Raw genomic sequence first — 24,786 nt, 5'->3', positions numbered from 1 at the left:
AAAAAACAGCGTTGTTGCTATTCCCCCACCGAGGGAAGCAGTGTCTTTTTCACTGATTCACCGTCAATATACTCACGAATATGCTTGATTCTTACACCCAAAGTGACAGTTTTCGCCTGGGGCCTGTGTGAACAGTGGCTGATGATTGCATATCCTTCCCAGTTGCAGACAAGTCGGTAATGATCACCTTGGAACTCGCAGCTCACCACTTCTGCCTGCTTGAACTGAAGATGCACCAAGTACTCCGCAAGAGGCAGATTCTTGTTGTCTTGCACCAATACTTCCTCAGGACGGAAGAAAATGGTGTGTTTGCCCTCTTTTGGTTTGAAGACAAAGGGGGTGACTCCACCGGTGTTCACCAGCGTCTTTGGTATGATGCTGTAGGGGAGTGTATTCCCTTCACCCATGAACGTCGCTACGAATATGTTGGCCGGTTCGTTGTAAATCTGCTCACCCGTTCCTTCCTGCATGACTCTTCCCTCATGCATGACGATAATACGGTCTGCAATGGAAAGTGCTTCTTCCTGGTCATGGGTGACATACAGGGTGGTAATCCCAGTCTCGTCATGGATTCGGCGAATTTCTTCGCGCAAATGCTTTCTCAGCTTTGCATCCAAGGCCGAAAGGGGTTCATCCAAGAGTAAGAGTTTAGGCTCGGATGCAAGAGCTCTTGCCAAAGCCACCCGTTGGCGTTCGCCTCCGCTGAGCTCCTGGCTCTTGCGTTTCTGATAGCCTTCCAGTGCCACCATGGAGAGCAAGCGTGTGATTTTCTCCTTGCGCTTTACCCTGCCTACTTTTCTAATCTTAAGCGGATAGGCGATATTCTGCTCCACACTCATATGGGGAAAAAGTGCATAGTCCTGGAACACCATCGCTATTTGTCGTTCATGCACGCTTGTGTGTGCTATATCCCTTCCGTTGAGTACGAGCTGTCCCGTGTTCAGCGGCAATAGCCCTGCGATCAACTGCAGGGTGGTGGACTTTCCGCATCCGGACGGACCGATGATACAAGCCAGCTCCCCGCTTTTCACGGAGAAGGAAACATCCAGGTTGAAATCCTGATAGGAAGCTTTCAGGGAACAGGAAAGTCCATTATCGGCCATGGTTACCTCCCTTCGCCAATTCACTGGCGATGAACACAATTGCACATACGGCGATCAAAATGGTTCCCAAGGCACATGCTCCTTGGAAGTTGTAGGAGCCTATGAGGCGGTACATGACGATAGGCAGTGTCACAATGGAACTGTTCGCCAAGGTCAGCGTCGCGTTGAACTCGCCCATGCTCAGGGCAAAGGCAAAAATGGCTCCGGTAAACATTGCTCCCCTGAGCAGAGGCAGTTCGATGAGCAGGAAGGTTCTCAGCGGGCCGGCACCCAAGGTCAAAGAGCTGTGGATATATGAATCAGGAATTTTGCGGTACTCAGGAAGGATGGTTCTCAGCACGAAGGGTATGGCAATAACCATGTGGGCAAGGACCACCAAGGAGTAGCTTGTCAGCAGGCCTCCGCGGATTTTTGCACTAATCAAATAGTAGCCTAATCCAATGATCACCGAGCTTACCGTCATCGGCAGCATGCCAAAGAGTTCCAGCATCGATCCCTTCTTCTCCTTTCTGCGGATGGCTGCAGAAAGCGTAAGGGCGAGGGGAACAGTGCACAGGGCTACAAGCAAAGCGATGAGCAGGCTGTTGGACAGTGCTTGGAGTGCCGAATTCATATGTCCTGTCGCCCTCTCAAGCGAAAGTAGCTGTCGATACCATTTCAGGCTGAAGGTTTCGGCGCTGGAACGTGAAGATGAGGCCATGAACGAGCGGACCACCACCGATGCGATGGGTCCGAGAATGAACAGGAAGGAAGCGACTGTATACAAAAGAGCAAGCAATTTCCCAAACAAGGTTGCAGGTTTTTTTTCATTCAGCCGATTGCTGTTACGGTATGTCTCGCTTCGTGCAAGCCGTTTCTGCGTACTGTTGTACCACAGCAGCAGTATGCTGGTGACTAGGATGGAAAAGAGTGATAGTGCGGCTGCAGATCCGCTCTGCCCAAGCATGCGGGCCTGCCGATAGATTTCCACCTCCATCGTCGTATACTGCGGCCCGCCGCCGAGGACGAGGATGATGGCAAAACTGTTGAAACAGAAGAGAAACACCAAGGAGGCTGCGCTGATGATGGCAGGAAGCAGACGCGGCAAGGTTATGGAAAAGAACGTCTTCGCCTTGGTGGCCCCCAAGGTATAGGATGCCGTCTCACAATTGCCATCCATATGTTCCCAATAGGAAGAGACCAAGCTCATGATGATCGGAAAGTTGTAGAAGGTATGGGCGAGAATGATGGCGGGAAAAGAGTAGAGGATGGATAGCGGAGGTTCCTCCAGCTCGAAAAGCGCCATCAGGATTCGGTTGAGAAACCCATTATTGCCAAAGAAAATGACAAAGCCCAGGACAACCAAAATAGAAGGAATAACAAAAGGAATGGCACTGAGTGCAAGAATGAGGCGTTTCCCCCTGAACGAGTAGGTGGCGATCAAATAGGCACCGGGCAGGGCGACAAGTAGTGATGCAAGTGTTGAAAGGGTTGCCTGCAGCAGTGTGAAGAGCATGATTCTCTGCGTATAGGGGTCGGTGAAGACCCCTGCAATACGCGAGAACGAAAATCCTTGCTCGGTGAAGAACGCCGAGGAGAGGGTGAAAAAAAGAGGGACAAAGAACAACAGCAGCAAAACCATTGCAGAGGGCAACGGCATTACGCGATAGAATCGCTTATACTGTAAATTCTTGTCTTCTCTCATTTACTCATTACCTGTGTCCATTCAGTAAGCCATCTATCGAGGTTTTTTGCAAGCATTTTAGTATCCATTGAGAGGCTCTTTTGCGGTTTCGGGGCATAGTCGAAAGCAGCGGGGAGCTCAGTCTTGCTGTTGACCGGATACATCGAATTGGCCAAGGCAATGGTAAGTTGAGCTTCGGTAAGCAGATAGTCTACAAATTTCTGTGCAATTCCCTTCTGTTTGCTTGATGAGAGGATGCCTGCTCCTTCTATGGTGGTACTATGGCCCTCGGAGAATAATACTGTCTGATAGCGGGTGGTCTCTTCATAGGTCACATGGTAAACAGGACTGGTGGAGTAGCTGAGCACCAAGGGGGCCTCTCCCTCGGTAAAGAGTCCGTAGGCGCTGGACCATCCGTCGGTGATCGTCAGGGCATTCTCCTTCATTGCTTTCCACCAAGTCAGGTACTCTTTCTCTCCGAACACCTCGATGGTCCAGAGCAACAAACCCAAACCTACTGAAGAAGTACGTGGGTCAATGAGGATCACCTTGTTCTTGTATTTGGGATCGACAAGGGAGGCAAGTGAAGTTGGAACATCCTCTGCCTTCATTCGCTCGGTATCGACGACGAACGCAAAATTGCCGTAGTCGAACGGCAGCAGCCGATAGGAGGGATCGAAGTGAAGGAATGCTGGAATGTCTGAGAGTGCAGCACTTTCGTACCGCTCAAGCACATTCGCATCATACACCTTCTGAGCCATGTCGTCGGTGATGCCGATCACTACATCCGCCCAAGGGTTGTCTGCTTCGCTGATGACCTTGGTCATCATCTCCACGGCGTCTCCCGCACTTACCAGGTTTACTTTGATGCCATGCTGTTTCTCAAACTCCTCGACGATTGCAGGACCGGGACCCCAGTCTCCGCAGAATGCGTCGTAGGCGTACACAACCAACTCTTTCGATTCCTTGGCCGGTTGTGCAAATACAGAGAAAGAGAGTGTAAGGATGGCAACCAAAACACATACGTACCGATGCTTGTTCATAAGCACCTCCATATTGAATAGTCTGCCATGGGGATAGGTGTGATTGAGAAGTGACTGTCTCCCTCCGCTGGTATTATCCAGATCAGGTTAACGGGTGTAATCTCAGGCTGTTACGCCACCCCAGGACACGTTCAGCCTAACGGGATGCCTCCAATGTGTCAAGATAGGAAATGTTGACCGCTTTGTACGCCTCATGTACAGTATGAACATGAAATCACTTGCACGTGCCTCCGATATAACCAAACTGGACGAGAAGGCCCAACATGTGGCGATGATTCCCTCTCTCTGTCTCATGGAGAGTGCAGGTCTGCAAGCCTATCAGATATGGAAACCCCGCCTGTCCAAAACTGATCGGCTGGTGTTCTTGTGCGGCCCGGGCAACAATGGGGGGGATGCATTGGTGGTAAGCCGATATGCGTTTGGAGATGGGTTCACCAACCAGCTTCTCATCTACATGGGTACGCGTATTTCTGATTCCTGTACACGACATCGCAGCATCGCCCAAGCGTATGGGATTACCTCCCTGGAGGCCGAGGAAACTGATTTTGATCGGCTCTTCAGCGAGCTCCATAATGCCGCCTGGATTGTCGACGGCCTGATGGGCACCGGCTTGAGAGGCCCGCTCCAAGGGCTCACTGCATCCTTGGTGGAGACAGTCAATCGGAGCAAGGCAAGGGTTTTCTCCATTGATGTTCCCTCCGGCCTTGGTGATGATGTTCCCTTAGACGGGATTATGATCAAAGCCGACCTTACGGTGACCATGGGCCTTCAAAAGCGCTGCATGTTCCATCCTGCAACCCGCTCGAAATGTGGAACCGTAGTCTGTGTGAACCCCTCCTTCCCGCCGTTCCTGCTTGAACAGGTACCAAGTGATATCTTGCTTTGCGACAGGAAGGCAAGCCTCTCGAAGCTCGCACTCGACGAGTATAAGAACAGCCGAGCCCATGTAGGAATCTTCGGCGGCAGCGTGTCCTATACAGGAGCGGCCAGACTTTCAGCAAAGGCCTGCTTTGCAGCCCGTGCCGGGTTGGTGAGCCTCTATTGCGACCCTGATGTCTACAGCCTTGCTGCCTGTGAATCTCCCTCGGTCATGGTGAAAATCTATGAAGGCCAGAGCCTCCCCTCCTATGGTGCTCTCTTGGTGGGCCCGGGGTGGGGCAAGGGTAGGGAAGCCTTGTTGTCCAAGCTCTTTGCGACCGGACAGGGCATGGTGCTCGACGCCGACGGGATTCGGGCCTATGCCTCCCTGCTTGCCCGAGGACAAAGGCCTGAGCACGGGCCGCTTGTCCTTACTCCACATGTAGGAGAGCTTGGCGCCCTGCTGGAAGGACTCTTCGGAAAGGAACAGGATATACAGAGTCCGAATGCTTTCTTTGCTTCCCTGCAGAAGGCAGCCTCGGAACTCCATGCTACGCTTATAGTGAAGAGCTCGCTGGTTCATATCGTAGACGAAACGGGAAGGATGGTGGTCATCGAAGGGAACAATCCCTCACTCGGGGTTGCCGGAAGCGGTGATGTGCTCGGTGGGATTGTAGCCTCGTTGCTGGCGAAATATCAGAATCGTTGGCTTGCATCTTTGGAGGGAGCGTTGATTCATCAGGAGGCTGGTCGTCTTGCACAGCAGGCCTATGGCTATTACGATAGTGAAACCCTGCTTGCCTTCCTTGGCAAGGCAGTCCAGGAGGCCGAGGTTTGATCCAGGTATATCTGCTTTGTATAGCGTATCTCTTGTTGGGCACAGCTTTCCTGCTGTCAGACACCTACGGTCTGACGTTTCCTCTGTTGCTCTCCTTGCGATACGCCTTTCGCACCCATGCATCGCTGCGCAGGATTCTCATCCTCGCCGGTCTCTTGATAACGCTCGCACTGGCGTTTTTCCCGATGGATCCAGGACCTTGGCTGCTCGGCGACTTGGTCCCCATGCTCAATGTATTCTCCCTCACCCTCTGGTTTCTGTATCAGGCGCTGCGTGGCATTGGAGTGAAGCAGGAGGAGCAACAGACGGTACTGGATGCAACAGGGCTCTATATGGAACGAAACAAGCGAAATGTGGGCTTCTTGACGATGGGTATTGCAATCATTCACTTCATTGCGCCCCAATTGGTTTTACTGTAGGAGGCATCTATGCAGGAGCGAATTACCACTGCAGGCATATTGATGAGAGGTGATAGGTATTTCATAGCCAAGCGAGAAGATAAAGGGTCCATCGGTGGACTCTGGGAGTTTCCCGGAGGGAAGAACCGCTACGGGGAGACCGAACAGGAAACATTGAGGCGTGAGTTCGCCGAAGAGCTTGGCATTACTGTGAAAGTCGGCCGACTGGTGCACAGCCACGACTTCACCAACAAGGAGACGCTGTATCATCTGAAGGCGTATCGTGTCTATGCTGAGGACTTCGATGAGCTTCCTTTCCGATTTCATACGGAGTACCGCTGGGTAAGCCTTGGGGAAATGGATGGTTACTCATTCGCTCCGAGTGATAGTGAAATCGTCAAGACGCTTCAGTCAATTTGCGTCACCAGGATGTAAATGGTACTTGAATACAGTCCTTCGGCTGGATTCGTATTGACAGGCACAAAAAGTTTTATCTTCTCTTCCAATCTGTTGGCCGTATAACTTCCCCCGACCGGGGAGGCGACTGTCGTCGACACGGTCGTGAACGTATTGCTCGCAGGAGTTATCTCCACTGGTGATAGGTTCGGGGTGACTGCATCATAGGCAACTCTGAATGGGAAATATGATCCATCGGAAGTAGTGAAATAAAAGGCAGCAGCGGTGCCGGCGGCATTGCTGGCAATGCTGATCTCTGCTTGATCAACATGAGAAACATACTTGATGGTTGCTACCTCCATGGATGCAGCAACTGAGTTTCTATTTTCCAACTCAGAAAAGGGGAATGCGGAGGTATAGAGCTCCTCTATGCTGAATGCATAAGCATTCGGTTCGGTGTGAGATGAGCGTGGATTATACATCCCCCCAAGATACAGTGTTTGGGACAACCCTCCACCTGTGGTGATCTGGATATGGCTTTCATAATAGCCGCGAGTAGTGGAGCTTCTTGCAGATGTGGTGCGGATGAGCGTTACGTCGATCCAGATCGCCGAATATGGGTATTTGTAGCGGAATGCATTCGTCCCGGTATAGACTCCGCTGTTTCGATTGGTGTCATATCCCACTTCTCCTACCGATGCCAACTCCGTTCCTGCACCGACATTCAGGATGAAAGAACCTGAATTGTTGGCAATGACCGAGTTGACTGTAGAGAAATCGTGCTGGGATCCCCCATGGGTTATCCCTTTTGCGCGGGTAACCAGGAAAAATTCCCTCCATACCTCGGTATTGGGTGTGCCGTTAGTATTCAAAGTGAAATAAAAACGGTTGTTGGTTGTATAGGAAGCAACAGGGCCGATATTGCTGAATGTGAAGGTACAGGGTTCTCCCTGATAGAGTAGTCTGCCGATGAATCCCGTCTTTTCCCATACTTCGGTTGCATTGGTGTAGCCGCTTGGAATGTTGGGGCTGTCTGAGATGTTTACAGCAAACCCATCGAGGTTGCCGGTGGCACGGTTATAGGTGAGCGAGGCTGAGAACACCGCCGAACAACAAAGTAGTAGGAGAATGAGTATCGGTGTGGATTGTTTCAAGATGCTCCAAGATTCCAACATATGCCAAAGAGTGGAATGTGAGCTTATGACATGAGATAGTATGAAATCAACAATAAAAAGTCAATAGTTTTGCTAGAAGATTCAATAACAGTGGCAATAAGCACGTAAATGCGTAGTAATTGGGTTTTGTATATATGTCATAAGTATCCCTTATCTCTCTGAAAAATACAGCTAAAGGAAGTCTTCACAACGCTATGGAGACCTTCTGTGATTGGATGGATCCGTAGTATGATAAGAAAGAACCCAAGGAGGTTGTATGTCCTTTATTAAATCCGTATCGGTCATTCTTGCAACCGGGGTGTTGGTGGTATTGATTCGTTTGGTCTTCAGGAAGGCCCATTCATCTTCGAGGCAATGGCCGTACCAACGACAGTTTTTGGTGTTGTTGGTTGTTCTCGCAGGTTTGTTCATAGCTATAGCATTGCTCCCGCTTGAACACGAAGTGAAGAATCAGATCCTTTCGTTGCTGGGTATTTTGTTGAGTGCCGTCATTGCTCTCTCCTCTACAACCTTGGTCAGCAACGCCATGGCCGGTCTCATGTTGCGAATAACCCATGAATTCAGAGGCGGTGATTTCATCGAGGTCGATACCTTGGTGGGTCGGGTGACCGACTTGGGAATCTTTCACACGGAAGTGCAATTGGTAAGCCGTGATGTCGTAAGCCTGCCCAACCTGCTGCTCTCCCAAAAAGCGGTGAAGGTGACTCGAAGGGATGGCACCTTCATCAATCTCGCCTTGTCGATCGGGTACATGGTCTCTCATCAGGAGGTGGAGAAGGCTCTGCTGGAAGCAGCTAATCGTTGCAAGCTTACTGACAGTTTTGTGTTTGTCGAGGCATTCCTCGACAATGCCATCCGTTATCGTCTCTACGGCATGCTCAGTGAGAGCGGTGAGCGATTGAGCAAGACCAGCGAACTCCATAAGAGTGTCCTCGATGTATTCTGTGAAGAAGGGATCGAGATCGCCTCTCCGGCCTTAATGGACCGGAGGGAGTACGATACGGCAGTGCAGTATTTTCCTAAGGTCGGAAAGAACAACCAAACCAGCAAGGAAGCAACGACTGTTGAGGAGCTTGTGTTTGATAAGGCAGATGAGGCTCAATTCCTGGAAGAGCTCAAAGAAGTGCAAACACGTTTGTCAAAGAGTCTGGAAGAGCTGGATGCCAAGCAGAAAAAAGTCGTTGAAGAAAAAAATTGCCAGAATCGGAGAGGAGATCGTAAAGCGGGAGGAAAAACGGAAGGAGTCCTGATTGCCGGCGGCATCAGGACCTAGAGAGTGGGGCACCAGAGATTTTCGTCGATGAGGTTCTCGGGCAGAATAATATCGATTGGAACACAGATGGTCTCTTCGGGTGCCTGGTTGAGGAGCCCCTTCCGGTACAGCTGGTAGATGGCGGTATAGCCTTGGTACTCAGGCCTCTGGCTGATCAGACAGTCCACCGAACCTGCAACCATCGCCCTTCGGTTGTGTTCAACCAAGTCATACCCCACCATGGTCGTTTGGCTTTTTCGCCCCAGCAGCAAGACGCTTTGGGCAATTCTGTGGATGGCGTCATTGACAACGAAAATGCCGCATACGTCACCGTGTTTCCGATAAAAAGCGTCAAGTTCCTTGTCCATTGCCTGATTATGGGGAGCTTCCATTTCCAATACTGAGAACTCCGGCTTATCGGCGAAGTACTCGGCAAACCCGCGAGCACGCTCGATTGAATTGTAAGCCGCACGGTGAGTCTGTATGGTCAGCAGGGTCCCGCGCTTTTGCGTGAGCAGATGCATCATTCTGCCTGCGAGGAATCCTCCCCGATAGGGGTTCTGCACGACGCAGGAAACCGGACTTGTACCGGGAAGCGGGGAGTCTATAAAAGCATAAAACGGGATATTCTTTGTACTGAGGAGTTTTTGGGCGTCAGCAGGAACTACCGGAGCAAGGAGGAGAGCATCGATATTGTGCTTCAGCAAGGCCTCTCCACGCTCCAGCAGTGAACCGGCGGTCATTCTGTCAAACTCCATCATATCGATTCGCACAGCCAAGGGATGCAACTCCTTTGCAGCTTTCAGGATTCCTTCATAGATAAGGTTCCAATAGCCAAATTCGGAATGAAGCAGGGGAAGGAGGACTCCGATGGTAAAATCCTTGCTCAGCTTGAGATTGCGTGCATAGGTATTGGGCTGGTACCCATAATCCTCAACGATGCTCATGATTTTTTTAATGGTTTCGGGGGCGACTCGACCCCGCTTGTGCAGGACTCTATCCACTGTTCCAATCGAAACATGGGCCAGCTTAGCAATTTCAGATATTGTCATCCGTTTCCAGTTTCCTTTCTAGTCGCCCAGATACATTTTGTTTATCGATAACGCAATTATACCACAGAATGAAGTTTTGTCCATGCGGCTAAAACCCGCCTTATAGTGATGCGTTGCATTATCTCAACTCCATACTTGACAGAAACGTCTGCAGGATGGAATATATTATTATGCTTGCGTTAACGTAAACGCAAGCAATTAGCAACAGGTTCACTATACAGGTGGAGGATATAATGCAAAGACAGCCGTTGGCAGATTACGAATTTTGGTTTGTGGTTGGTTCTCAATTTCTCTATGGGAAGGAAACACTCGATCAAGTGGCCGCCCATGCCCAGATAATGGTTCAGCGCATGAATGCAAGCGGTCTGCTTCCTTGCAAACTCGTGTATAAGGCAACCGTGAAAACTCCCGAGGAGATTGAGCAGTGTGTCAAGGAGGCCAACTACAATGATGCATGTGCCGGCCTGATAACCTGGATGCATACGTTCTCACCATCAAAGATGTGGATCCGGGGGCTCGAAATTTTGCAGAAACCCTACTGTCACCTTCATACCCAATTCAATCGCACCATTCCCGACACCGAAATCGATATGGATTTCATGAACCTCAACCAATCGGCTCATGGTGATCGCGAGCATGCTTTCATTGCTGCAAGGATGCATACCAAGCGTAAGATCATTACCGGATTCTGGGAGGATGAGCCTGTATTGGCAAAGCTGGGCTCTTGGATGCGATCTGCGGTCGGTGCCATTGAAAGCCGCAAACTCAAGGTGGTTCGATTCGGGGATAATATGCGCAATGTCGCAGTCACCGAAGGGGATAAGGTCGGGGTGCAGATGCAGCTGGGCTGGCAGGTGAATACCTGGGGTGTCGGCGATTTGATCAGGGAACTGGAGAGCGTTACCGAGGCAGAAGTGGATGCCCAGATGCAAGGCTATCAAAGCCGCTATGAATTTGCGACCAAAGACTTGGAGACAGTGCGCTATCAGGCACGCGAGCAGGTCGCCATGCGCAGGTTCCTCCAGCGTGAAGGAGCCTATGCCTACACCAATACGTTCGAAGACCTGCAGCAGATGCGCCAGCTTCCCGGTCTTGCCAGCCAGGACCTGATGGCGGAAGGATACGGCTACGGTGGAGAAGGGGACTGGAAAGTCTCAGCCATGACCAGCCTGGTCAAACGAATGACCGAAGGCATGGACGGCGGCACCACTTTCATGGAGGATTACACCTATCATCTTGAGAAAGGGAATGAGCTCAGCTTGGGTGCTCACATGCTTGAAATCTGTCCTTCCATCACGACGGAAAAGGCCAAAATTGAAGTGCATGAGCTGGGAATCGGAGGGAAGGAACCTCCTGCCAGACTGGTATTTGAGGGCCATCAGGGTAGTGCAATCCTTGCATCCTTGGTTGATATGGGTGGTCGTGTGCGTCTCATCGTCAATGAGATCGAGGTGGTCAAACCCATCTATCGCATGCCCAATCTCCCGGTTGCCCGGGTGATGTGGAAACCCCAACCGGATTTGAATCAGGCAAGCCATTTGTGGATGCTTGCCGGTGGGGCCCACCATGCTGTTCTCAGTTACGATGCCACCGCCGAGATGCTTGAGGACTGGTGTGAGATCATGGGCATCGAGTTCGTGCACATCAACAACCAGACTACGGTCTCGTCAATGAAGCAGCAGCTCTTTCTTGCAGATCTCGCCTGGAAGCTCCAGTGACAAGGTAGATAAAGGGGCGTTAAAAAGGAGGTTCATTTGAACCTCCTTTTTTTCAGTGTCAAAGCTTACTTTAGATGTTGTACAGCGGCCTTTTCAACGGCAAGCCCATGTTTGTAGCGTTCCAGGAAGACATTGAATCCCTCGATATCCTCTTCGCTTGCTTCTACCGTAGACTTTTCTGCTGTCGCAAATGCTTCGCTGGCAAGAAAATCTGCAAGACTTCTATTCTGTTTCCCCACCATAAAGGATGCCAGCAGGGCGATACCCCAAGCTCCTCCCTCCCCAGCGGTTTTCAGGACGGAGATGGGGGTGTGAAGGGCGCTGGCCATCATTTTCTGTCCGACTTCCGCTGTTTTGAAGAAACCGCCGTGTCCGGTGATGGAATCGATGGCCACCTTCTCCTGTTCGAAGAGGATGTCCATGCCGATACGCAGGACTCCAAGGGCTGTGAAAAGTTGGGAACGCATGAAGTTGGCAAGGTTGAAGGTGTGCTTTGTCTCTCGTACAAAGAGGGGACGTCCTTCATTAAGATCGGTCATGGTCTCTCCTGAAAGGTAGTTGTACGGCAACAGTCCGCCACACTCCTTGTCACCTTCCAACGCCTTGAACAACAGCCTGTCGTACAGTTCCCCTTTGCTGAGGGAGAAGCCGGCTGTGGTTAGGACTTCACTGAACAAGCGCATCCAGTTGTCATACTCGCCGGTGCAGTTGTTTCCATGGCTCATCGCAACAAGCGAACCATCGGGAGTGGTAACCAGATCGATGAACTTGTTGTAGCTCTTGGAAAGTTCCTTTTCCAAAACGATCATCGCGAAAACAGAGGTACCGGCCGACACGTTGCCGGTACGCTTGGCTATGCTGTTGGTCGCAACCATGCCGGTTCCTGCATCACCTTCCGGGGGACAGAGCGGAATGCCTGCCTCAAAAGTTCCACTGGGGTCGAGTAGAAGGGCTCCCGTATCGGTAAGCTTGCCGGCATCCTCACCGGCTGAAAGAATGGAAGGAAGAATTGTTTCCAGCCGCCAAGGAAAGTGGTGGGCTTTGGTCAGGTCGTCGAAAGCCTCGACCATGCGTTGATCGTAGTTTCCTGTCTTGGTGTCGATGGGGAACATACCCGAGGCATCCCCGACTCCAAGTACTTTACGTCCGGTCAGTTTCCAATGCACATACCCCGCCAATGTAGTCAGGAAACCCAGGTCCTTTACATGCTCTTCCTTGTTCAGGACAGACTGATAGAGATGTGATATGGACCAACGCTCAGGGACCGGGTAATCGAACAACGTGCTGAGCAGTTCAGCTGCCTGGCTGGTCATGGTATTTCTCCAGGTCCTGAATGCAGTCAGTTGGTTTCCTTTGGCGTCAAACGGCAGGTACCCATGCATCATCGCGCTGATGCCCATTGCTTTGGTTCGGGTCAGTTTCACAGCGTAGTCTTTTTGGATATTGGCCTGTAAGGATGCAAAACAGGATTGTATGCCCTTCCAAACATCATCGAGTGAATAAGTCCATACACCATCAAGCAGGGTATTCTCCCAATCATGGCCTCCTTGGGCTATCGGTTGATTCTCAGAATTGATCAAAACGGCCTTGATGCGGGTGGATCCAAGCTCGATTCCAAGGACGGTTTGTCCATGAAGTATTTCTTCTTTGATTTGGTTGGTAAGCATTCTCTTCTCCTTTTAAATAATTATATCCCGTGTAGCGGATTATGGCCAGTAGAAGTACAAAAAAAAACAGCGGAAGAACTACATTCCTCCGCTGTCTTTGATGCTTTGCAGTCTACATTACGGTTCCATTTTTAATGACTGCATTCTTGTTGATGACAATAATGCCGTCATGGATGGAGTACATCGCGAAATCCCCTTCCTGGCGCGGAATATCGTCAATGCCGATTCTGCATCCATCCCCGATACGGGCATTCTGATCGATGATGGCCTTGCGGATGATCGTGCCCCGGCCGATGCCAATATTCGGTATTCCCTTTTTGGCATTGGCTGCCTTTTCGGCCTCGGTCTCATAGTAGGATGCTCCCATGCAATAGACCCCGTCCAACGAAGCTCCGGACTCAATGATGGTACGAACACCGATGATGGAGTTGACGATATATGCATTGGTGATGATCGATCCCTCACTGGTCAGTGAACTGGAAATATTGCAGAAGTTCACCTTGGTGGCCGGCAGATGGCGTCGGTGGGTATATATCGGCATCATCTCGTTGTAGAAGTTGAACTGGGGATTGATCGAAGCCAGATCCAGATTTGTCTCATAGAAGGCCTTGATCGTTCCGATGTCCTCCCAGAAACCGTCAAAAAGGTAGGAAGCTACCTTGCGTTGCTTGATGACATCGGGAATGATCTCCTTGCCGAAATCGGTTTTATCGTTGTTCAGCACCTCTTCCATCGACTTGGCATTGAAAATGTAAATGCCCATGCTTGCAAGGTACTCATTGCTTGCATCGACCGGCTTCCCAAGCGAAGCCTGCATGAAGGAATCGGACACCTTGTACTCACTGATGTCCAGATCGGGTGCCGGCTTTTCATAGAACTTGGTGATGATCCCGTCGTTGTCGCAACCGATGATGCCAAGACCTGTAGCCTGTTCACGGCTTATCGGCTTGGCTGCAATGGTAAGCTCGGCTCCACTGGCGACATGCCTGTCGAGCATATCCTTGAGGTCCATTCGATAGAGCTGGTCGCCGCTGAGGATGATGTAGTAATCTGCATTCTGGTCATGGAAATGCTTGAGGTTCTTACGAACGGCATCGGCGGTTCCCTGATACCAGGTATCGGTTTGGTTGGTCTGCTCGGCAGCCAGGATTTCAACGAAGCCGTTGCTGAACGTGTCGAAAATATACGTATTGGCGATGTGATTGTGCAAAGAAGCGGAGTTGAACTGGGTCAGGATGTAGATTTGCTTGATTCCGCTGTTGATGCAGTTGGAGATGGGAATGTCCACCAAACGATACTTACCAGCGAAGGGTACGGCAGGCTTTGAGCGGTCCATGGTAAGTGGATACAGTCGGGTACCTTTACCTCCGCCTAATACAATAGCGATAGTCCTTTCTTTCGAGCGCATACTTATTTCCCCCTTATGCTGGATTCATATATTGAACGATATGACCGGGCAGACCGTTCCCAGGTACTGTCCCAATGCATACATCGAGTTCTGATTGCTTGCATGGTTTTCTTTCCTTTGCTCCACCACTGAAGTGCCCGCTCTACCGCTTCAAGTATACCACGCCCGGTCATGGAGTCAAAGAGGATTCCAGTTCCTCCCTCTGGATTCTCATCCAGGTCGAGGATGCTGTCGGCCAAACCGCCGGTCCTTCTTGCTACAGGAAGCGTCCCATAGCGCAGGCTGTACAGCTGGTTCAGTCCGCAGGGCTCATAGCGGCTGGGCATGAGAAAAAAGTCAGAGCCGGCTTCGAGCAGGTGGGCTGCCCGGTTGCTGAATAAAATATTGACGGAGAGATTGTCGTGCCGTTGGCCGATCTCGACAAGCTTTTTTTCCAGTGCATGATCGCCGGTCCCCACGATGACCATCTGCATGGCATGTGTTTGCAGCATCTCTTCCAATGCACAAGGAGATCCTTCAAGCAACTCGACAAAACCTTTCTGCTCGGCCAGGCGGCTGATCATACTGAAGAGAGGGATGCTCTCATCAACCTCAAGACCGAATTCCGCCTGAAGTTCCGCCTTGGTAAGCGCCTTTCCCTTCTGCTGATTTGCGCTGAAGTGATGATTCATGAAAGGGTCTGTCTGTGGGTTCCACTCCTCGTAATCTATGCCGTTGATGATACCGGTCAGATCGTGGGCACGTTCGGACAATAATCCTTCCAGGTTGCAGCCGTACTCCTTGGTTTGTATCTCTCTTGCATAGGTAGGGCTTACCGTGGTGAGCTTGTCGGCAAAGACAAGACCTGTTTTGAGCATGTTTGTCCGCTTGCTTGAAGCGTTGCCGCTGAACATGCGGTCGTCAGGAAGCACGTCGCAACAAAGCAGTTCAAGACGTGAGAATTCACCTTGGTAGGCGAGATTATGAATGGTCATCAAGCTCTTTGTGTCGCGGAAGAACTTGTCATTCTCGGTCTTGAGCAGATAGGGGAGGAAGCCGCACGTCCAGTCGTGGCAGTGCATGATGTCCACCTTCCAGTCGAGCTCCTTGCACAAGAAGAGGGCTCCTTTATTGAGCAGCGTATACCGTCTGAGATTATCTACATACGGGGTGAAAGAGGTGTCCCCGTAGATGCCCTTGCGCTCGGTGAAGAACGGGTGACGCAAGAAGTAATAGGTAACACCATTGAGATTGGTCTGGCAAAATGAAACCTGTTCTTCAGAATCAAGCAATGAAAGTTCTCCGGTGACCGGTACCTCAAGAAAGGATGAAGCGTCGACGCTTCCATACAGCGGAAGCACAACCCGCACATCCTCACCTAACGAAGCGAGGGCTGTCGAGAGTGCACCAACAACGTCTGCAAGCCCTCCGGATTTGGAAAAAGGTACAGATTCACTGGAAACCATGCAAATATTCATGGCTAATTAGAACACTAACGACCAGCCATCGTCAAGGAGATTTGTGTGATATATAAGTGTCAACCCTCTATTTAGCGGTATGCCCTGCCTTCAAGCTCATCAATGTATTCGTTGGCGCAGTGGGCTGCAATGGCTCCATCGCTGGCGGCGGTCACCAACTGACGAAACACCGTGGTGCGTACATCACCGGCTGCATACAAGCCGGGAGTCTTTGTTTCCATCCGCTCGTTGGTGATGACATATCCACTTTCATCGAGGATGTTTTTGTCCAGCAAATCCGTTTGGGGAAGCATGCCGACGAAAATGAACACCGCATCAAACTCCCGTTCATACTCCTCGTTCTTTACAAGGTCCTTGAGGATCACCGAGGTGACCTTGTTGCCGTCACCCTTGATTTCTGTGATGGTGTGTTGCATGACCAGCTCGATGTTCTTGTTTCTATTTACCTGTTCAACCAGATTGTCCTGGGCACGGAACCGATCCTTGCGATGGACGATGGTGATGTGCTCGCTGAGCTTGGAGAGAAAAATGCCGTCGGTAAGTGCGGTATCGCCGCCGCCTACCACCAGAATTCTCTTGCCCTTGAAGAAAGGCCCGTCACAGGTTCCGCAGTAGCTGACACCCTTGCCGTTGTACTTCTCCTCGCCCTCGACTCCCAGGTGGCGATGTTTTGCCCCTGTTGCGAATATGACAGCCTTTGCTTTATAGGTTTCCCCATCGGCGGTCTCTGTAAGGAAATTGTCTCCTTCCTTGGTCAATTTGGTGACTGTTGCATAGACAAGCTTTGCCCCGAAGGCTTCGGCCTGGGCATGAAACTTCATCCCGATCTCGTATCCACTTATGGGTTGGTCAAAGCCCGGGTAGTTTTCAATCATGTCTATGTACATGGTCTGTCCTCCGGGAGCGATTGACTCGAGCATTGTTACTGAGCGACCGGCACGTGCTGCATATTGGGCCGCAGACATACCTGCAACCCCTGATCCGATGATCAGGACATCTTGTTCAATCATGTGTTTCCTCCAGTGATTTGATTGTTTCTTGTAATGCGATTTCTGCATCGCTCTTTCGTACGTAAGCCGGACCACAGTCCAGAGCCTCCGCCCCAAAGTCCTCGAACCGCTTCTTGCCAAGCGTGCAAAGTACGAACGAAAGATTGAGCTGTGCACTCTCGTCAACCGTATAAGGTTTTGAGAGCTTGGATGCAAGGCAGGCGGCATCACTGCCGGTCAAGAGTGCATCGGGATGCATTGCAAGCAGGTCCTCAATCTGGTTGATCTCAAGATCAAGATCAGGCGTCAGGCGCTTTCCGTTTTGGAACAAAGCCGTATAGAATCGCTTTTTCTTGGCATCAATGACAGCAAGGATGGCATGGGGATATGAGCTGATGCAACCTTGGTACGCTTCCAAGGTAGGAATTGTAACCATGGGAATGCCTGTAGCAAGACTGATGCCCTTCAGGGTGCTCATGGCGATCCTCAACCCGGTGAAGGAGCCCGGACCGCTGGTACACACCAAGAGGTCAAGCTCTTTCAATGTGATGGCGTTGTGTTTGCACAAATCGAGTATGGCAGGAACCAACAACTCCGAGTGCTTGTTCGCACTTGTCAGAACCCGCACTTCATACGAGTTCTTGCGGCCCTCTTCAAAACGTGCCAGGCACAGGTGCATGACCTCGGTCGAGGTGTCGCAGGAGAGGATGTTCATACGTCGGCCCCTTGCAGGGTGATTGTTCGTTCTTGGTTGGGCATAATACCAATATCGACATAAAGCGTCGAATCGGGAAGCATATCGGCAATTTTTTCACTCCATTCAATCAGGGTGACTCCATTGCTGTAGAGAAGCTCCTCGCCGCCGATCATCTCAAACTCTTCGGTTGAGCCGATCCGATACAGATCCATATGGTGAAGCGGTAGTGTTCCCTCGTACTCTTGAATCAAGGTGAAGGTCGGACTCACAATCGGTTCGCTGATGCCCAAGGCGAGTGCAAGTCCTTTTGCAAGAACTGTTTTTCCCGCTCCTAGACTACCACGGAGCGAGATGACCGTCCCCGGTTTGCACACTTTGCCCAAGCGATATCCGAATGCACGTGTCTCCTCTTCACTATGACTGATGATGGTCATCAGAGTGAATCCTCCAGATCATACTCGGTCTCCAGGTCGTCGGTCTCTTCCTTTCCTTGGATGAAGAAGGGTTTCTCTTTCTTGGTCTGTCTGACTACATCCTCGGTATCAACGAATTCTTGGACAATGGGGGAGGAGAGTGTATCTCCGCTCGCCTTTTCATAGTCCTTCATCAGCTGGATGATCAGCGGATCGTTGGGATCGATGGAACGGGCTGTCTCCAGATATTCACGAGCCTCGTCCCACATCCGGTCCTTCAGGTAAAGATACGCAAGATTGGAAATGAGCGTGATATTCTGATTATCCAGGTCAACCGCAGTATTGAGGTAATTCTTCGCTAATTCGCTCTTGCCGGTCTCCAAACTGCAGATGGCCAGCTCATTGTAGATGTCGCTTGTCCCCTTGCTGTTTGCAAGTGCAGCCAGCAGAGCCTGCTCGGCCTCCCGGTAGTTGCCCATCCTCCTCAGCGCCCAGCCTTTGAGGAACCATGCATTCCATACCTTGGGATTATCTGCAAGGAAAGAGTCCAGCAAGGCGACGGCCTCGTCTTCCTTGTTCATTTGAATGGCATCATAGGAACGCATCAAGGTCTGGTCGTCATTGAGCTTGGAATCGATGTCGTCCACAATTTTCTGCACATGCGCCTTTTTCTCATCCTCGGCGGCAAGAGAGAGGTATCGGTCAAGATACTCTTTTGCAATCTCAACATTTCCTTGATAGAGATGGAAAAAGCCGATTTCACTTAAGAGTGCTGCATCCTCTCCAACCACAGAAAGCCCTTCTTTGAGCGTTTCAAGGGCTTTTTGCTGATACATGTCGTACTGGGCACCCTTTGCAGTGTCCTCGGCGGCCTTCCGGCTGTACAGGGTTGCCAAGTTGATGTACGTCGCGCTTTGCTCGGCAAGATGGCATACAGTAAGAAACAACTCTTCTGCAAAGGGGAAGTTGTGTTTCTGTTCCTGGGCTATGGCGGCAATAGTGAGCTCTTGAATAGCATCGGGCTGCAGTGCAAGTACGAAATCACGGTAATAAGCGGCATGTTCATGTTCGTTGTGGTATGCAAGCACCTTGAGCATACCTGCAACGATCAATTCGATGGAGATGTCCTTAGCGGGATCGAATTTGTTGCTTCCTTCAGGCTTTTGCACGGGGATTTCAATGGTGCTGTCGAGATGGAAATTGTTGATATCCCGCTCCATGGAAGCGGGAAGTTTGATGAAGAGAATGTTCTTCAAGGCATCGTGTGTTTCTGACATGGATGAGTATTCCTGTATGCAAGATAAAACCTGCGGTGCCGTACCCGGAGAATGCTCTTGAACCATTGGTTCAAGGGGGAAACTAGTTACGCTGAAAATTCTGTTCCATTAAACCCCGAAGGAGTCGGATCAATGCAAATCAGCTATACCGCTACCCGTTTGTGTATGTTGAGCCAAGAGACTATGGCTCCAGGCGCACACCGCAGGAAAACTTGTCAAATATCTAGGCAGGTGACTGCTCTACCTACATGGTACAATAAGAAGGAGCTTTGGGAAAGGGGGTTCGGAAAAAGAAAACGGGACCAAGCGGCCCCGTTTACGGACAGTGTCCAGACTGATTGTTTCAGCTTATAGAGAGGGAGAATCCTCCAAAAGAGCATCCAGGTCGACTTCCTCATTAGCAAAGGCGTCTCCACTGGTGAATCCATCGGCGGCCTCCAAATCAAGTGCTGCGTCATCAAAAAGCGGGACATCATCCAGCCCTTCGATGGCGGAAAGATTTTCCATGGCATTGGCAATGCTTTCCTCGATAAGCTTGTTGCTGGAAGTAAAACTCTCAACATACTCTTCGAGTTCAGCGTTGTGTGCATGTACCAAATCAAACTTTTCTTGAAGTTCGGCTTTCTCCTTGCGGAGCATCGCGATCAATCCTGCAGCCTTCTTTGTCCGCAGTTCGAGCATTTTTACGGTATCAACAACTGACATGGTTCCTCCTTCAAACGACTAGACGAGTTACCTTGACTTATTTGCTCAAGGTATCCTTTACCTGTGCAACGAGAGCAGAGAAAGTAGCCTGGTCTTCAATAGCCATATTGGAGAGGGCCTTTCTGTTGATCTCAATGTTGGCGAGCTTCATGCCATGCATAAACTGAGAGTAGTTGAGACCCTCTGCCTGCACAGCTGCGCTGATTCTTGCGATCCAGAGCTTGCGGAAATCCCGCTTGCGCTCTTTGCGTCCGCGATAAGCGTACTGGCCGGCCTTGGCAACTGCATCTTTTGCAACGCGGTTGTTCGTGCTTCTGCGGCCATAATAACCTTTCGCCAGTTCAAGAATCTTCTTTCTTCTGTCCTTACGTTTCGTTCCGTCAACTGCTCTTGGCATCGCCCACCCCCTTACGCGTACGGAAGCATGGATTTGGCTCTCTTTGCTTCCATATATTCGAGGATTCCAGTAGCACGAAGGTTACCCTTGCGCTTACTGCTCTTCTTGGTGAGAATGTGGCGCAGACCCTGCTTCTTATAGCGGACCTTACCAGTTCCAGTGACGCGGAACCGCTTTGCAGCGGACCTTCTTGTTTTCATCTTGGGCATTGTTGTGCACCTTCCATCTTGCGCTCGCAAGGAACAAGATCCCCTTGGAGCAGCATATTCAATATCCCATGCGGGCTACTGTTGCAAATTGTCTTTCTTGGCTGAGACAGGACTGGTTTTGGCAGGGCTGACGATCATGCTCATCATCTTGCCTTCCATCAGGGCATCTCGATCAAGATTGAAGCCTACCCCATTTTCAGTAAGCTGGGCAAGTATCTTGTCCAAAACCACTTTACCGAGTTCGGTGTGGGCAAGCTCTCGGCCGCGGAAGCGTATGCTTACCTTGACCTTGTTCCCCTCAGCGAGGAATTCACCGATGAATTTGGACTTTGTCTCAAGATCGTGTCTTTCGATCTTGGGCTGCATCCGGATTTCCTTCATTTTGATGACACTCTGGTTCTTCTTGGCATCCCTGAGCCTTTTTTCCTGCTCATACCGGTATTTTCCGAAGTCGAGAATCTTACAAACGGGAGGGTTTGCATTGGGGGAAACTTCCACCAAATCCAATCCTGCACTCTCTGCAAGCATGACGGCGTCATACACGCTCATGATGCCTTTCTGATTACCATCTGCATCAATGACGAACACTTCTCTTGCGCGGATCTGTCTATTGATCCTCAAATCCTTCGTAGCCAATCGATCTCCTTGTGTTTTCGGTGAAAACCACTATGTGTGAGCTTTTCCCGGCCTACATGGCCGACGGAACTCAATATATCACAGGCACAAGGCTCGTGTCAAAGTATCTTCCCTCGTGCTCATGAAAAAAGGCCGCGGGACATTGCCGACGGCCTTTGCCAAGTTTCTCTCAGTTACGCTTGATTTGCGGAACCCAGGACGTTGATGTTCTTGTGCATGTACATCTTTTTCAGCTCCTCGCGGGCTGGACCGAGGTACTTGCGGGGGTCGAACTCGCCGGGTTTCTCTGCAAGCACCTTGCGGATGACCGCCGTCATGGCAAGTCTGCCGTCGCTGTCGATGTTGATTTTGCATACCGCGCTCTTGGCAGCCTTGCGAAGCTGCTCCTCAGGAATGCCTACGCTGTCCTTGAGCTTGCCACCGAACTGAAGAATCATGTTCACATACTCGACGGGAACAGAGGAGGATCCATGCAGGACAATGGGGAAGCCGGGCAACTGCTTTTCGATATCCTCGAGGATGTCGAAGCGCAGCGGAGGTGGAATGAGAACGCCATCGACGTTGCGGGTGCACTGGGATGGGACGAACTTGTTCGCTCCATGGCTGGTCCCGATGGAAATGGCCAGGGAGTCTACACCGGTGCGGGAGACGAAGTCCACGACTTCCTCAGGCTTGGTGTAGTGGCTTACTGCGCTGCTGACCTCATCCTCGATGCCGGCAAGGACACCAAGTTCGCCTTCAACCGTTACGTCGTGGGCGTGTGCGTATTCAACGACCTTTTTGGTCAGGGCAACGTTCTCTTCATAGGGGAAGTGGGAGCCGTCGATCATGACGGAGCTGAATCCATTGTCGATGCACTCTTTGCACGTTTCAAAGCTGTCGCCGTGGTCGAGGTGCAGGACGATGGGAATTTCACAGCCGAGTTCCTTGGCGTACTCACCGGCTCCACGAGCCATATTTCTCAGCAGATTGATGTTGGCATAGTCGCGGGCACCCTTGGAGACCTGAAGAATAACGGGGCTCTTGGTGGCGACACAAGCCTGGATGATAGCCTGAAGCTGTTCCATATTGTTGAAATTATAGGCAGGAATGGCATAACCGCCCTTGACTGCTTTAGCAAACATGTCTCTGGTATTCACCAGACCGAGTTCCTTATAGGATGTCATAGGTTGCTCCTTGTTCAATACGATTCGGTACAAATGTATCCAATCTGTGGAAACTGGTCAACCTGTATACAGCGGTTTATTGACCGTGCAAGACCTGCCTGCTACATTCTAGACGATGAAAACACATGTTCTGTTGCCATATCTGTTTGCCTTGTTGCTCACTGCAACACCTCTTGCATATGTTCTGCTGCTTCCTTCGCTCTTGTTTCTCACCGATGCAACGTACATGGAGAATGTATACGAGCCTCAAAGACTCAGGCTATCTGTGTCGATGCTTGCAAACGGGTACCGGCTTCGCACCATTGGCGTAAAAGCGGATGTGGATGAACAAACGCTGCAAGCAATCTTGGGAGAGGAGAACGGGTATGTGATATGCTCGCCTGTGATCACCCAAGCCTTGCAGGGCTTTGACTCAGTTGACTATGAAGGTGTTTGGGTGGGTATGGGAAAATCTGCATCGCCTGTTTTCGGCCGAATGATTGCAACCCATGCCGATGAAGGCATTTGGCAGAAGATTGTTGACAAGAGAAAATCAGAGATTCTGTATATTCGAGACAATGAGAGTCAGTACCGCCCCAGAGGTGTACCTCCAGACCTAGTACTGACCAAAGGGGAATCGGAGAGCGATGGGCAATTCACACAGAGAATACGCAAAGCCCTTTTGGTCAATCCTGTCATTCACCTTTATGTTCCAAGCATGGGGGAGTGGGCTTTGCCCCTGCTTGGCCAAGCTTCGCTGCTTTGGACGGTGGAGGGTTCGTACAAGCACGTAATTCCGCCTTCGCATCTGTATGGAGTAGTAGTCGAGGACTTGGTCCGGACTTTCAAGCAGGTGACTGAGACGGCGGCTACGAATATCCTTGCTGATAAACGCTTGCTCACTGCTCGAGAAATGCATGGAAGTTGGCTCTAATCTGCTCGATCAAGGCTTCGAGCGGGATGTTTCTCAGCTGAGCTGCAAATGAGTATATGTGTTGCATTGCAAGGGGTGTATTGACAGTCCCCCGTACAGGGTTGGGGCTGAGGTAGGGACTGTCGGTCTCCAATAGAAGGTGCTCGATCGGAAGCGAGACGAACAAGTCCTGCATGGCCTTGTTTGCCTTGTATGTCAACGGGCCTGCAAAGGAGAGGAAAAATCCTTGCTCGATTGCAAGACGGGCAAGCTCTTCACCGCCTTGATAGCAGTGAAAGATTCCCCGCCTTGCAAAGACGGTACGCCTTAGCAGTGCTATGAATTGGTCATCCGCTTCCCGATTGTGGAAAATTACAGGTTTTCCCATCGTTTTGGCGAGCTCGATCTGCCTCTGCAGAAGGTACTCCTGGTTCTCGACCGTTCCATACTTGTGGTAGTTGTCCAGTCCGATTTCCCCGATGGCTGCAACCCGGTTCTGTGCAAGTTGATCTTCCAATACGGCTAGCTGTTCATCCAGAGATTCTTTTGCCCCCCAGGGCCCGATGCCTGCACTGAGGTGGATGAACGGGTAGGGTGCAAGCAAAGCCGTTCGTTCGGCCAAGTCATCACAATCCAATCCAATTTCGATACCTTGCATGCAGGCCTGCTGCATCGCCTCAAGCAATGCTTCGATTTGTACGCCTTTTCGCTGCATGGAACGAAGATGGAAATGGGAATCTATGAGATTGGGAACAAGGGTATGCATGCACTCTTTATACCCGCTTCACTTTTTTGTTGCAAGGCCGGCATTCTTTCATGGATGGAGCAAGATTTGCATGATACACTCTGCTCTAGGACGGGAGGCCTTCTATGGAACGCGTTCTGATTTACTATTCACTCGATGGTCATACGCATTTTTTGGCAGAACAGGCTCAAAAGCTGCTTGGTTGCGATGTATATAGGTTGCAGCTTGCCAAGGATTACCCTTCCAAGGGTTTTGCAAAATACTATACAGCCGGCAGGAACACTGTCTTACGGTTTCCTCATACGTTCAAGCAACCTCTGCCCGACTTGAGCAGGTATGAGGTGGTGATATTGGCCACGCCGATTTGGGCGGGCCGGGTGTGCGCTCCAATGTATTCGTATCTTAAGCAAGCCGAGTTTGCGCACAAGGACCTGTACCTTATTGCCAACTGCAGCGGTGGCGATGTTTCCAAGTGCTTCTCCATCATCAAGAATATGAAGCATGACGGCCATGTACGTGGTGAGATTTCGTTCATCAACCCGAACGAGGCGACGTTCGGCAGCGATTCTGCACGGTTGAAAGCCTTCTGTGATGCTGTTTTGTTGAATAAGTCTTTCCAGTAAGGGGTGTGG

25 protein-coding genes and 1 riboswitch are annotated in these 24,786 nt (G+C 50.8%); of the genes, 7 read left to right on the top strand and 18 right to left on the bottom strand.

From position 1 onward, the window contains the following. Positions 1 to 17: 17 nt before the first annotated feature. Genes MUG09_RS10255 through MUG09_RS10245 form a run of 3 tightly spaced genes read right to left on the bottom strand, consistent with a single transcriptional unit; the run spans position 18 to position 3,809 of the window. Entirely contained in the window at positions 18 to 1,103 is a 1,086-nt protein-coding gene (locus tag MUG09_RS10255) for an ABC transporter ATP-binding protein (protein WP_244771333.1), read from the bottom strand. After that, positions 1,093 to 2,787, bottom strand: a complete 1,695-nt coding sequence (locus MUG09_RS10250) for an ABC transporter permease (RefSeq protein WP_244771332.1) — start codon at positions 2,785 to 2,787, stop codon at positions 1,093 to 1,095. The genes MUG09_RS10255 and MUG09_RS10250 overlap by 11 nt, the downstream gene beginning before the upstream one ends. Continuing rightward, positions 2,784 to 3,809 (bottom strand): thiamine ABC transporter substrate-binding protein, encoded by a 1,026-nt coding sequence (locus MUG09_RS10245; RefSeq protein ID WP_244771331.1) that lies wholly within the window; start codon positions 3,807 to 3,809, stop codon positions 2,784 to 2,786. The genes MUG09_RS10250 and MUG09_RS10245 overlap by 4 nt, the downstream gene beginning before the upstream one ends. A 43-nt stretch (positions 3,810 to 3,852) precedes the next feature. Beyond that, positions 3,853 to 3,942, bottom strand: a riboswitch (TPP riboswitch). Between the two features lie 75 nt (positions 3,943 to 4,017). Here MUG09_RS10245 and MUG09_RS10240 point away from each other — a divergent pair. From MUG09_RS10240 to MUG09_RS10230, 3 genes are read left to right on the top strand one after another with little or no spacing between them, the layout of a single operon-like run. After that, positions 4,018 to 5,505, top strand: coding sequence for an NAD(P)H-hydrate epimerase (locus tag MUG09_RS10240; protein WP_244771330.1), 1,488 nt, complete (start codon positions 4,018 to 4,020; stop codon positions 5,503 to 5,505). After that, complete coding sequence (locus MUG09_RS10235; protein WP_244771329.1) at positions 5,502 to 5,924, top strand: hypothetical protein; 423 nt, start codon at positions 5,502 to 5,504, stop codon at positions 5,922 to 5,924. Before MUG09_RS10240 ends, MUG09_RS10235 begins: the two co-directional genes overlap by 4 nt. A gap of 9 nt (positions 5,925 to 5,933) precedes the next feature. After that, the gene (locus MUG09_RS10230; RefSeq protein ID WP_244771328.1) at positions 5,934 to 6,338 is read left to right on the top strand and encodes a (deoxy)nucleoside triphosphate pyrophosphohydrolase; all 405 of its coding nucleotides are present in this window, start codon (positions 5,934 to 5,936) and stop codon (positions 6,336 to 6,338) included. On the opposite strand, the gene MUG09_RS10225 is transcribed toward MUG09_RS10230, so the two are convergent. Beyond that, entirely contained in the window at positions 6,311 to 7,453 is a 1,143-nt protein-coding gene (locus tag MUG09_RS10225; protein WP_244771327.1) for a hypothetical protein, read from the bottom strand. The genes MUG09_RS10230 and MUG09_RS10225 overlap by 28 nt on opposite strands. Positions 7,454 to 7,730: 277 nt before the next feature. On the opposite strand from MUG09_RS10225, the gene MUG09_RS10220 reads away from it, so the two are divergent. Then, positions 7,731 to 8,747 carry a mechanosensitive ion channel family protein gene (locus MUG09_RS10220; RefSeq protein ID WP_244771326.1) on the top strand — a complete coding sequence of 339 codons (1,017 nt, stop codon included), beginning with the start codon at positions 7,731 to 7,733 and terminating at the stop codon, positions 8,745 to 8,747. Here the strand turns inward: MUG09_RS10220 and MUG09_RS10215 are convergent. Further along, positions 8,744 to 9,778 (bottom strand): LacI family DNA-binding transcriptional regulator, encoded by a 1,035-nt coding sequence (locus MUG09_RS10215; RefSeq protein WP_244771325.1) that lies wholly within the window; start codon positions 9,776 to 9,778, stop codon positions 8,744 to 8,746. The two genes, MUG09_RS10220 and MUG09_RS10215, sit on opposite strands and share 4 nt — an antisense overlap. Before the next feature lie 233 nt (positions 9,779 to 10,011). Between MUG09_RS10215 and araA the strand changes: the two genes are divergently transcribed. Then, positions 10,012 to 11,496 carry an L-arabinose isomerase gene (gene araA / locus MUG09_RS10210; RefSeq protein ID WP_244771324.1) on the top strand — a complete coding sequence of 495 codons (1,485 nt, stop codon included), beginning with the start codon at positions 10,012 to 10,014 and terminating at the stop codon, positions 11,494 to 11,496. A gap of 65 nt (positions 11,497 to 11,561) precedes the next feature. On the opposite strand, the gene MUG09_RS10205 is transcribed toward araA, so the two are convergent. From MUG09_RS10205 to MUG09_RS10150, 12 genes are all read right to left on the bottom strand, one after another. Continuing rightward, on the bottom strand, positions 11,562 to 13,163 hold the full coding sequence (locus tag MUG09_RS10205) for a xylulokinase (RefSeq protein ID WP_244771323.1): 1,602 nt from the start codon (positions 13,161 to 13,163) through the stop codon (positions 11,562 to 11,564). 112 nt (positions 13,164 to 13,275) lie between these two features. Continuing rightward, positions 13,276 to 14,571 carry a glucose-1-phosphate adenylyltransferase gene (locus MUG09_RS10200; protein WP_244771322.1) on the bottom strand — a complete coding sequence of 432 codons (1,296 nt, stop codon included), beginning with the start codon at positions 14,569 to 14,571 and terminating at the stop codon, positions 13,276 to 13,278. Between the two features lie 2 nt (positions 14,572 to 14,573). Beyond that, positions 14,574 to 16,028: a glycogen synthase gene (locus MUG09_RS10195; RefSeq protein WP_244771321.1), complete on the bottom strand. Its 1,455-nt coding sequence runs from the start codon at positions 16,026 to 16,028 to the stop codon at positions 14,574 to 14,576. A gap of 71 nt (positions 16,029 to 16,099) precedes the next feature. Continuing rightward, on the bottom strand, positions 16,100 to 17,038 hold the full coding sequence (gene trxB / locus MUG09_RS10190) for a thioredoxin-disulfide reductase (protein ID WP_244771320.1): 939 nt from the start codon (positions 17,036 to 17,038) through the stop codon (positions 16,100 to 16,102). After that, entirely contained in the window at positions 17,031 to 17,732 is a 702-nt protein-coding gene (gene tsaB, locus MUG09_RS10185) for a tRNA (adenosine(37)-N6)-threonylcarbamoyltransferase complex dimerization subunit type 1 TsaB (protein WP_244771319.1), read from the bottom strand. Before tsaB ends, trxB begins: the two co-directional genes overlap by 8 nt. Next, on the bottom strand, positions 17,729 to 18,148 hold the full coding sequence (tsaE, locus tag MUG09_RS10180) for a tRNA (adenosine(37)-N6)-threonylcarbamoyltransferase complex ATPase subunit type 1 TsaE (RefSeq protein ID WP_244771318.1): 420 nt from the start codon (positions 18,146 to 18,148) through the stop codon (positions 17,729 to 17,731). The genes tsaB and tsaE overlap by 4 nt, the downstream gene beginning before the upstream one ends. After that, positions 18,148 to 19,404, bottom strand: coding sequence for a tetratricopeptide repeat protein (locus MUG09_RS10175; protein WP_244771317.1), 1,257 nt, complete (start codon positions 19,402 to 19,404; stop codon positions 18,148 to 18,150). Before MUG09_RS10175 ends, tsaE begins: the two co-directional genes overlap by 1 nt. Before the next feature lie 348 nt (positions 19,405 to 19,752). Then, the gene (locus tag MUG09_RS10170) at positions 19,753 to 20,109 is read right to left on the bottom strand and encodes a hypothetical protein (protein ID WP_244771316.1); all 357 of its coding nucleotides are present in this window, start codon (positions 20,107 to 20,109) and stop codon (positions 19,753 to 19,755) included. A gap of 37 nt (positions 20,110 to 20,146) precedes the next feature. After that, positions 20,147 to 20,506, bottom strand: coding sequence for a 50S ribosomal protein L20 (gene rplT, locus MUG09_RS10165; protein ID WP_244771315.1), 360 nt, complete (start codon positions 20,504 to 20,506; stop codon positions 20,147 to 20,149). A gap of 11 nt (positions 20,507 to 20,517) precedes the next feature. Beyond that, positions 20,518 to 20,715, bottom strand: a complete 198-nt coding sequence (gene rpmI, locus MUG09_RS10160; RefSeq protein WP_244771314.1) for a 50S ribosomal protein L35 — start codon at positions 20,713 to 20,715, stop codon at positions 20,518 to 20,520. A gap of 75 nt (positions 20,716 to 20,790) precedes the next feature. After that, on the bottom strand, positions 20,791 to 21,351 hold the full coding sequence (infC, locus tag MUG09_RS10155; protein ID WP_244771313.1) for a translation initiation factor IF-3: 561 nt from the start codon (positions 21,349 to 21,351) through the stop codon (positions 20,791 to 20,793). A 173-nt stretch (positions 21,352 to 21,524) separates the two neighbouring features. After that, a complete protein-coding gene (locus MUG09_RS10150; RefSeq protein ID WP_244771312.1) occupies positions 21,525 to 22,517 on the bottom strand; it encodes a class II fructose-bisphosphate aldolase in 993 nt (330 codons plus the stop codon). Between the two features lie 115 nt (positions 22,518 to 22,632). Here MUG09_RS10150 and MUG09_RS10145 point away from each other — a divergent pair, with 115 nt between their 5' ends. Continuing rightward, positions 22,633 to 23,430 carry a hypothetical protein gene (locus MUG09_RS10145; protein ID WP_244771311.1) on the top strand — a complete coding sequence of 266 codons (798 nt, stop codon included), beginning with the start codon at positions 22,633 to 22,635 and terminating at the stop codon, positions 23,428 to 23,430. Here MUG09_RS10145 and MUG09_RS10140 read toward each other — a convergent pair. Then, positions 23,396 to 24,175, bottom strand: a complete 780-nt coding sequence (locus MUG09_RS10140) for a TatD family hydrolase (RefSeq protein ID WP_244771310.1) — start codon at positions 24,173 to 24,175, stop codon at positions 23,396 to 23,398. The genes MUG09_RS10145 and MUG09_RS10140 overlap by 35 nt on opposite strands. Before the next feature lie 104 nt (positions 24,176 to 24,279). Between MUG09_RS10140 and MUG09_RS10135 the strand changes: the two genes are divergently transcribed. Further along, on the top strand, positions 24,280 to 24,777 hold the full coding sequence (locus MUG09_RS10135) for a flavodoxin family protein (RefSeq protein WP_244771309.1): 498 nt from the start codon (positions 24,280 to 24,282) through the stop codon (positions 24,775 to 24,777). Positions 24,778 to 24,786 lie beyond the last annotated feature (9 nt).

This window comes from Sphaerochaeta associata (assembly GCF_022869165.1).
GTDB lineage: Bacteria > Spirochaetota > Spirochaetia > Sphaerochaetales > Sphaerochaetaceae > Sphaerochaeta > Sphaerochaeta associata.
The sequence above is the reverse complement of the archived record's forward strand: the minus strand, read 5'-3'. Positions and strand labels throughout refer to the sequence as shown.

Coding starts and splice junctions, on each gene's coding strand:
- MUG09_RS10250 (WP_244771332.1), bottom strand. CDS start 2,787: ATGAGAGAAGACAAGAATTTACAGTATAAGCGATTCTATCGCGTAATG.
- tsaE (WP_244771318.1), bottom strand. CDS start 18,148: ATGACCATCATCAGTCATAGTGAAGAGGAGACACGTGCATTCGGATAT.
- MUG09_RS10200 (WP_244771322.1), bottom strand. CDS start 14,571: ATGCGCTCGAAAGAAAGGACTATCGCTATTGTATTAGGCGGAGGTAAA.
- MUG09_RS10220 (WP_244771326.1), top strand. CDS start 7,731: ATGTCCTTTATTAAATCCGTATCGGTCATTCTTGCAACCGGGGTGTTG.
- MUG09_RS10195 (WP_244771321.1), bottom strand. CDS start 16,028: ATGAATATTTGCATGGTTTCCAGTGAATCTGTACCTTTTTCCAAATCC.
- MUG09_RS10230 (WP_244771328.1), top strand. CDS start 5,934: ATGCAGGAGCGAATTACCACTGCAGGCATATTGATGAGAGGTGATAGG.
- MUG09_RS10245 (WP_244771331.1), bottom strand. CDS start 3,809: ATGAACAAGCATCGGTACGTATGTGTTTTGGTTGCCATCCTTACACTC.
- MUG09_RS10170 (WP_244771316.1), bottom strand. CDS start 20,109: ATGTCAGTTGTTGATACCGTAAAAATGCTCGAACTGCGGACAAAGAAG.
- MUG09_RS10240 (WP_244771330.1), top strand. CDS start 4,018: ATGAAATCACTTGCACGTGCCTCCGATATAACCAAACTGGACGAGAAG.
- MUG09_RS10145 (WP_244771311.1), top strand. CDS start 22,633: ATGAAAACACATGTTCTGTTGCCATATCTGTTTGCCTTGTTGCTCACT.
- trxB (WP_244771320.1), bottom strand. CDS start 17,038: ATGATTGAACAAGATGTCCTGATCATCGGATCAGGGGTTGCAGGTATG.
- MUG09_RS10205 (WP_244771323.1), bottom strand. CDS start 13,163: ATGCTTACCAACCAAATCAAAGAAGAAATACTTCATGGACAAACCGTC.
- MUG09_RS10255 (WP_244771333.1), bottom strand. CDS start 1,103: ATGGCCGATAATGGACTTTCCTGTTCCCTGAAAGCTTCCTATCAGGAT.
- MUG09_RS10150 (WP_244771312.1), bottom strand. CDS start 22,517: ATGACATCCTATAAGGAACTCGGTCTGGTGAATACCAGAGACATGTTT.
- tsaB (WP_244771319.1), bottom strand. CDS start 17,732: ATGAACATCCTCTCCTGCGACACCTCGACCGAGGTCATGCACCTGTGC.
- rpmI (WP_244771314.1), bottom strand. CDS start 20,715: ATGCCCAAGATGAAAACAAGAAGGTCCGCTGCAAAGCGGTTCCGCGTC.
- MUG09_RS10140 (WP_244771310.1), bottom strand. CDS start 24,175: ATGCATACCCTTGTTCCCAATCTCATAGATTCCCATTTCCATCTTCGT.
- MUG09_RS10215 (WP_244771325.1), bottom strand. CDS start 9,778: ATGACAATATCTGAAATTGCTAAGCTGGCCCATGTTTCGATTGGAACA.
- araA (WP_244771324.1), top strand. CDS start 10,012: ATGCAAAGACAGCCGTTGGCAGATTACGAATTTTGGTTTGTGGTTGGT.
- rplT (WP_244771315.1), bottom strand. CDS start 20,506: ATGCCAAGAGCAGTTGACGGAACGAAACGTAAGGACAGAAGAAAGAAG.
- MUG09_RS10135 (WP_244771309.1), top strand. CDS start 24,280: ATGGAACGCGTTCTGATTTACTATTCACTCGATGGTCATACGCATTTT.
- MUG09_RS10175 (WP_244771317.1), bottom strand. CDS start 19,404: ATGTCAGAAACACACGATGCCTTGAAGAACATTCTCTTCATCAAACTT.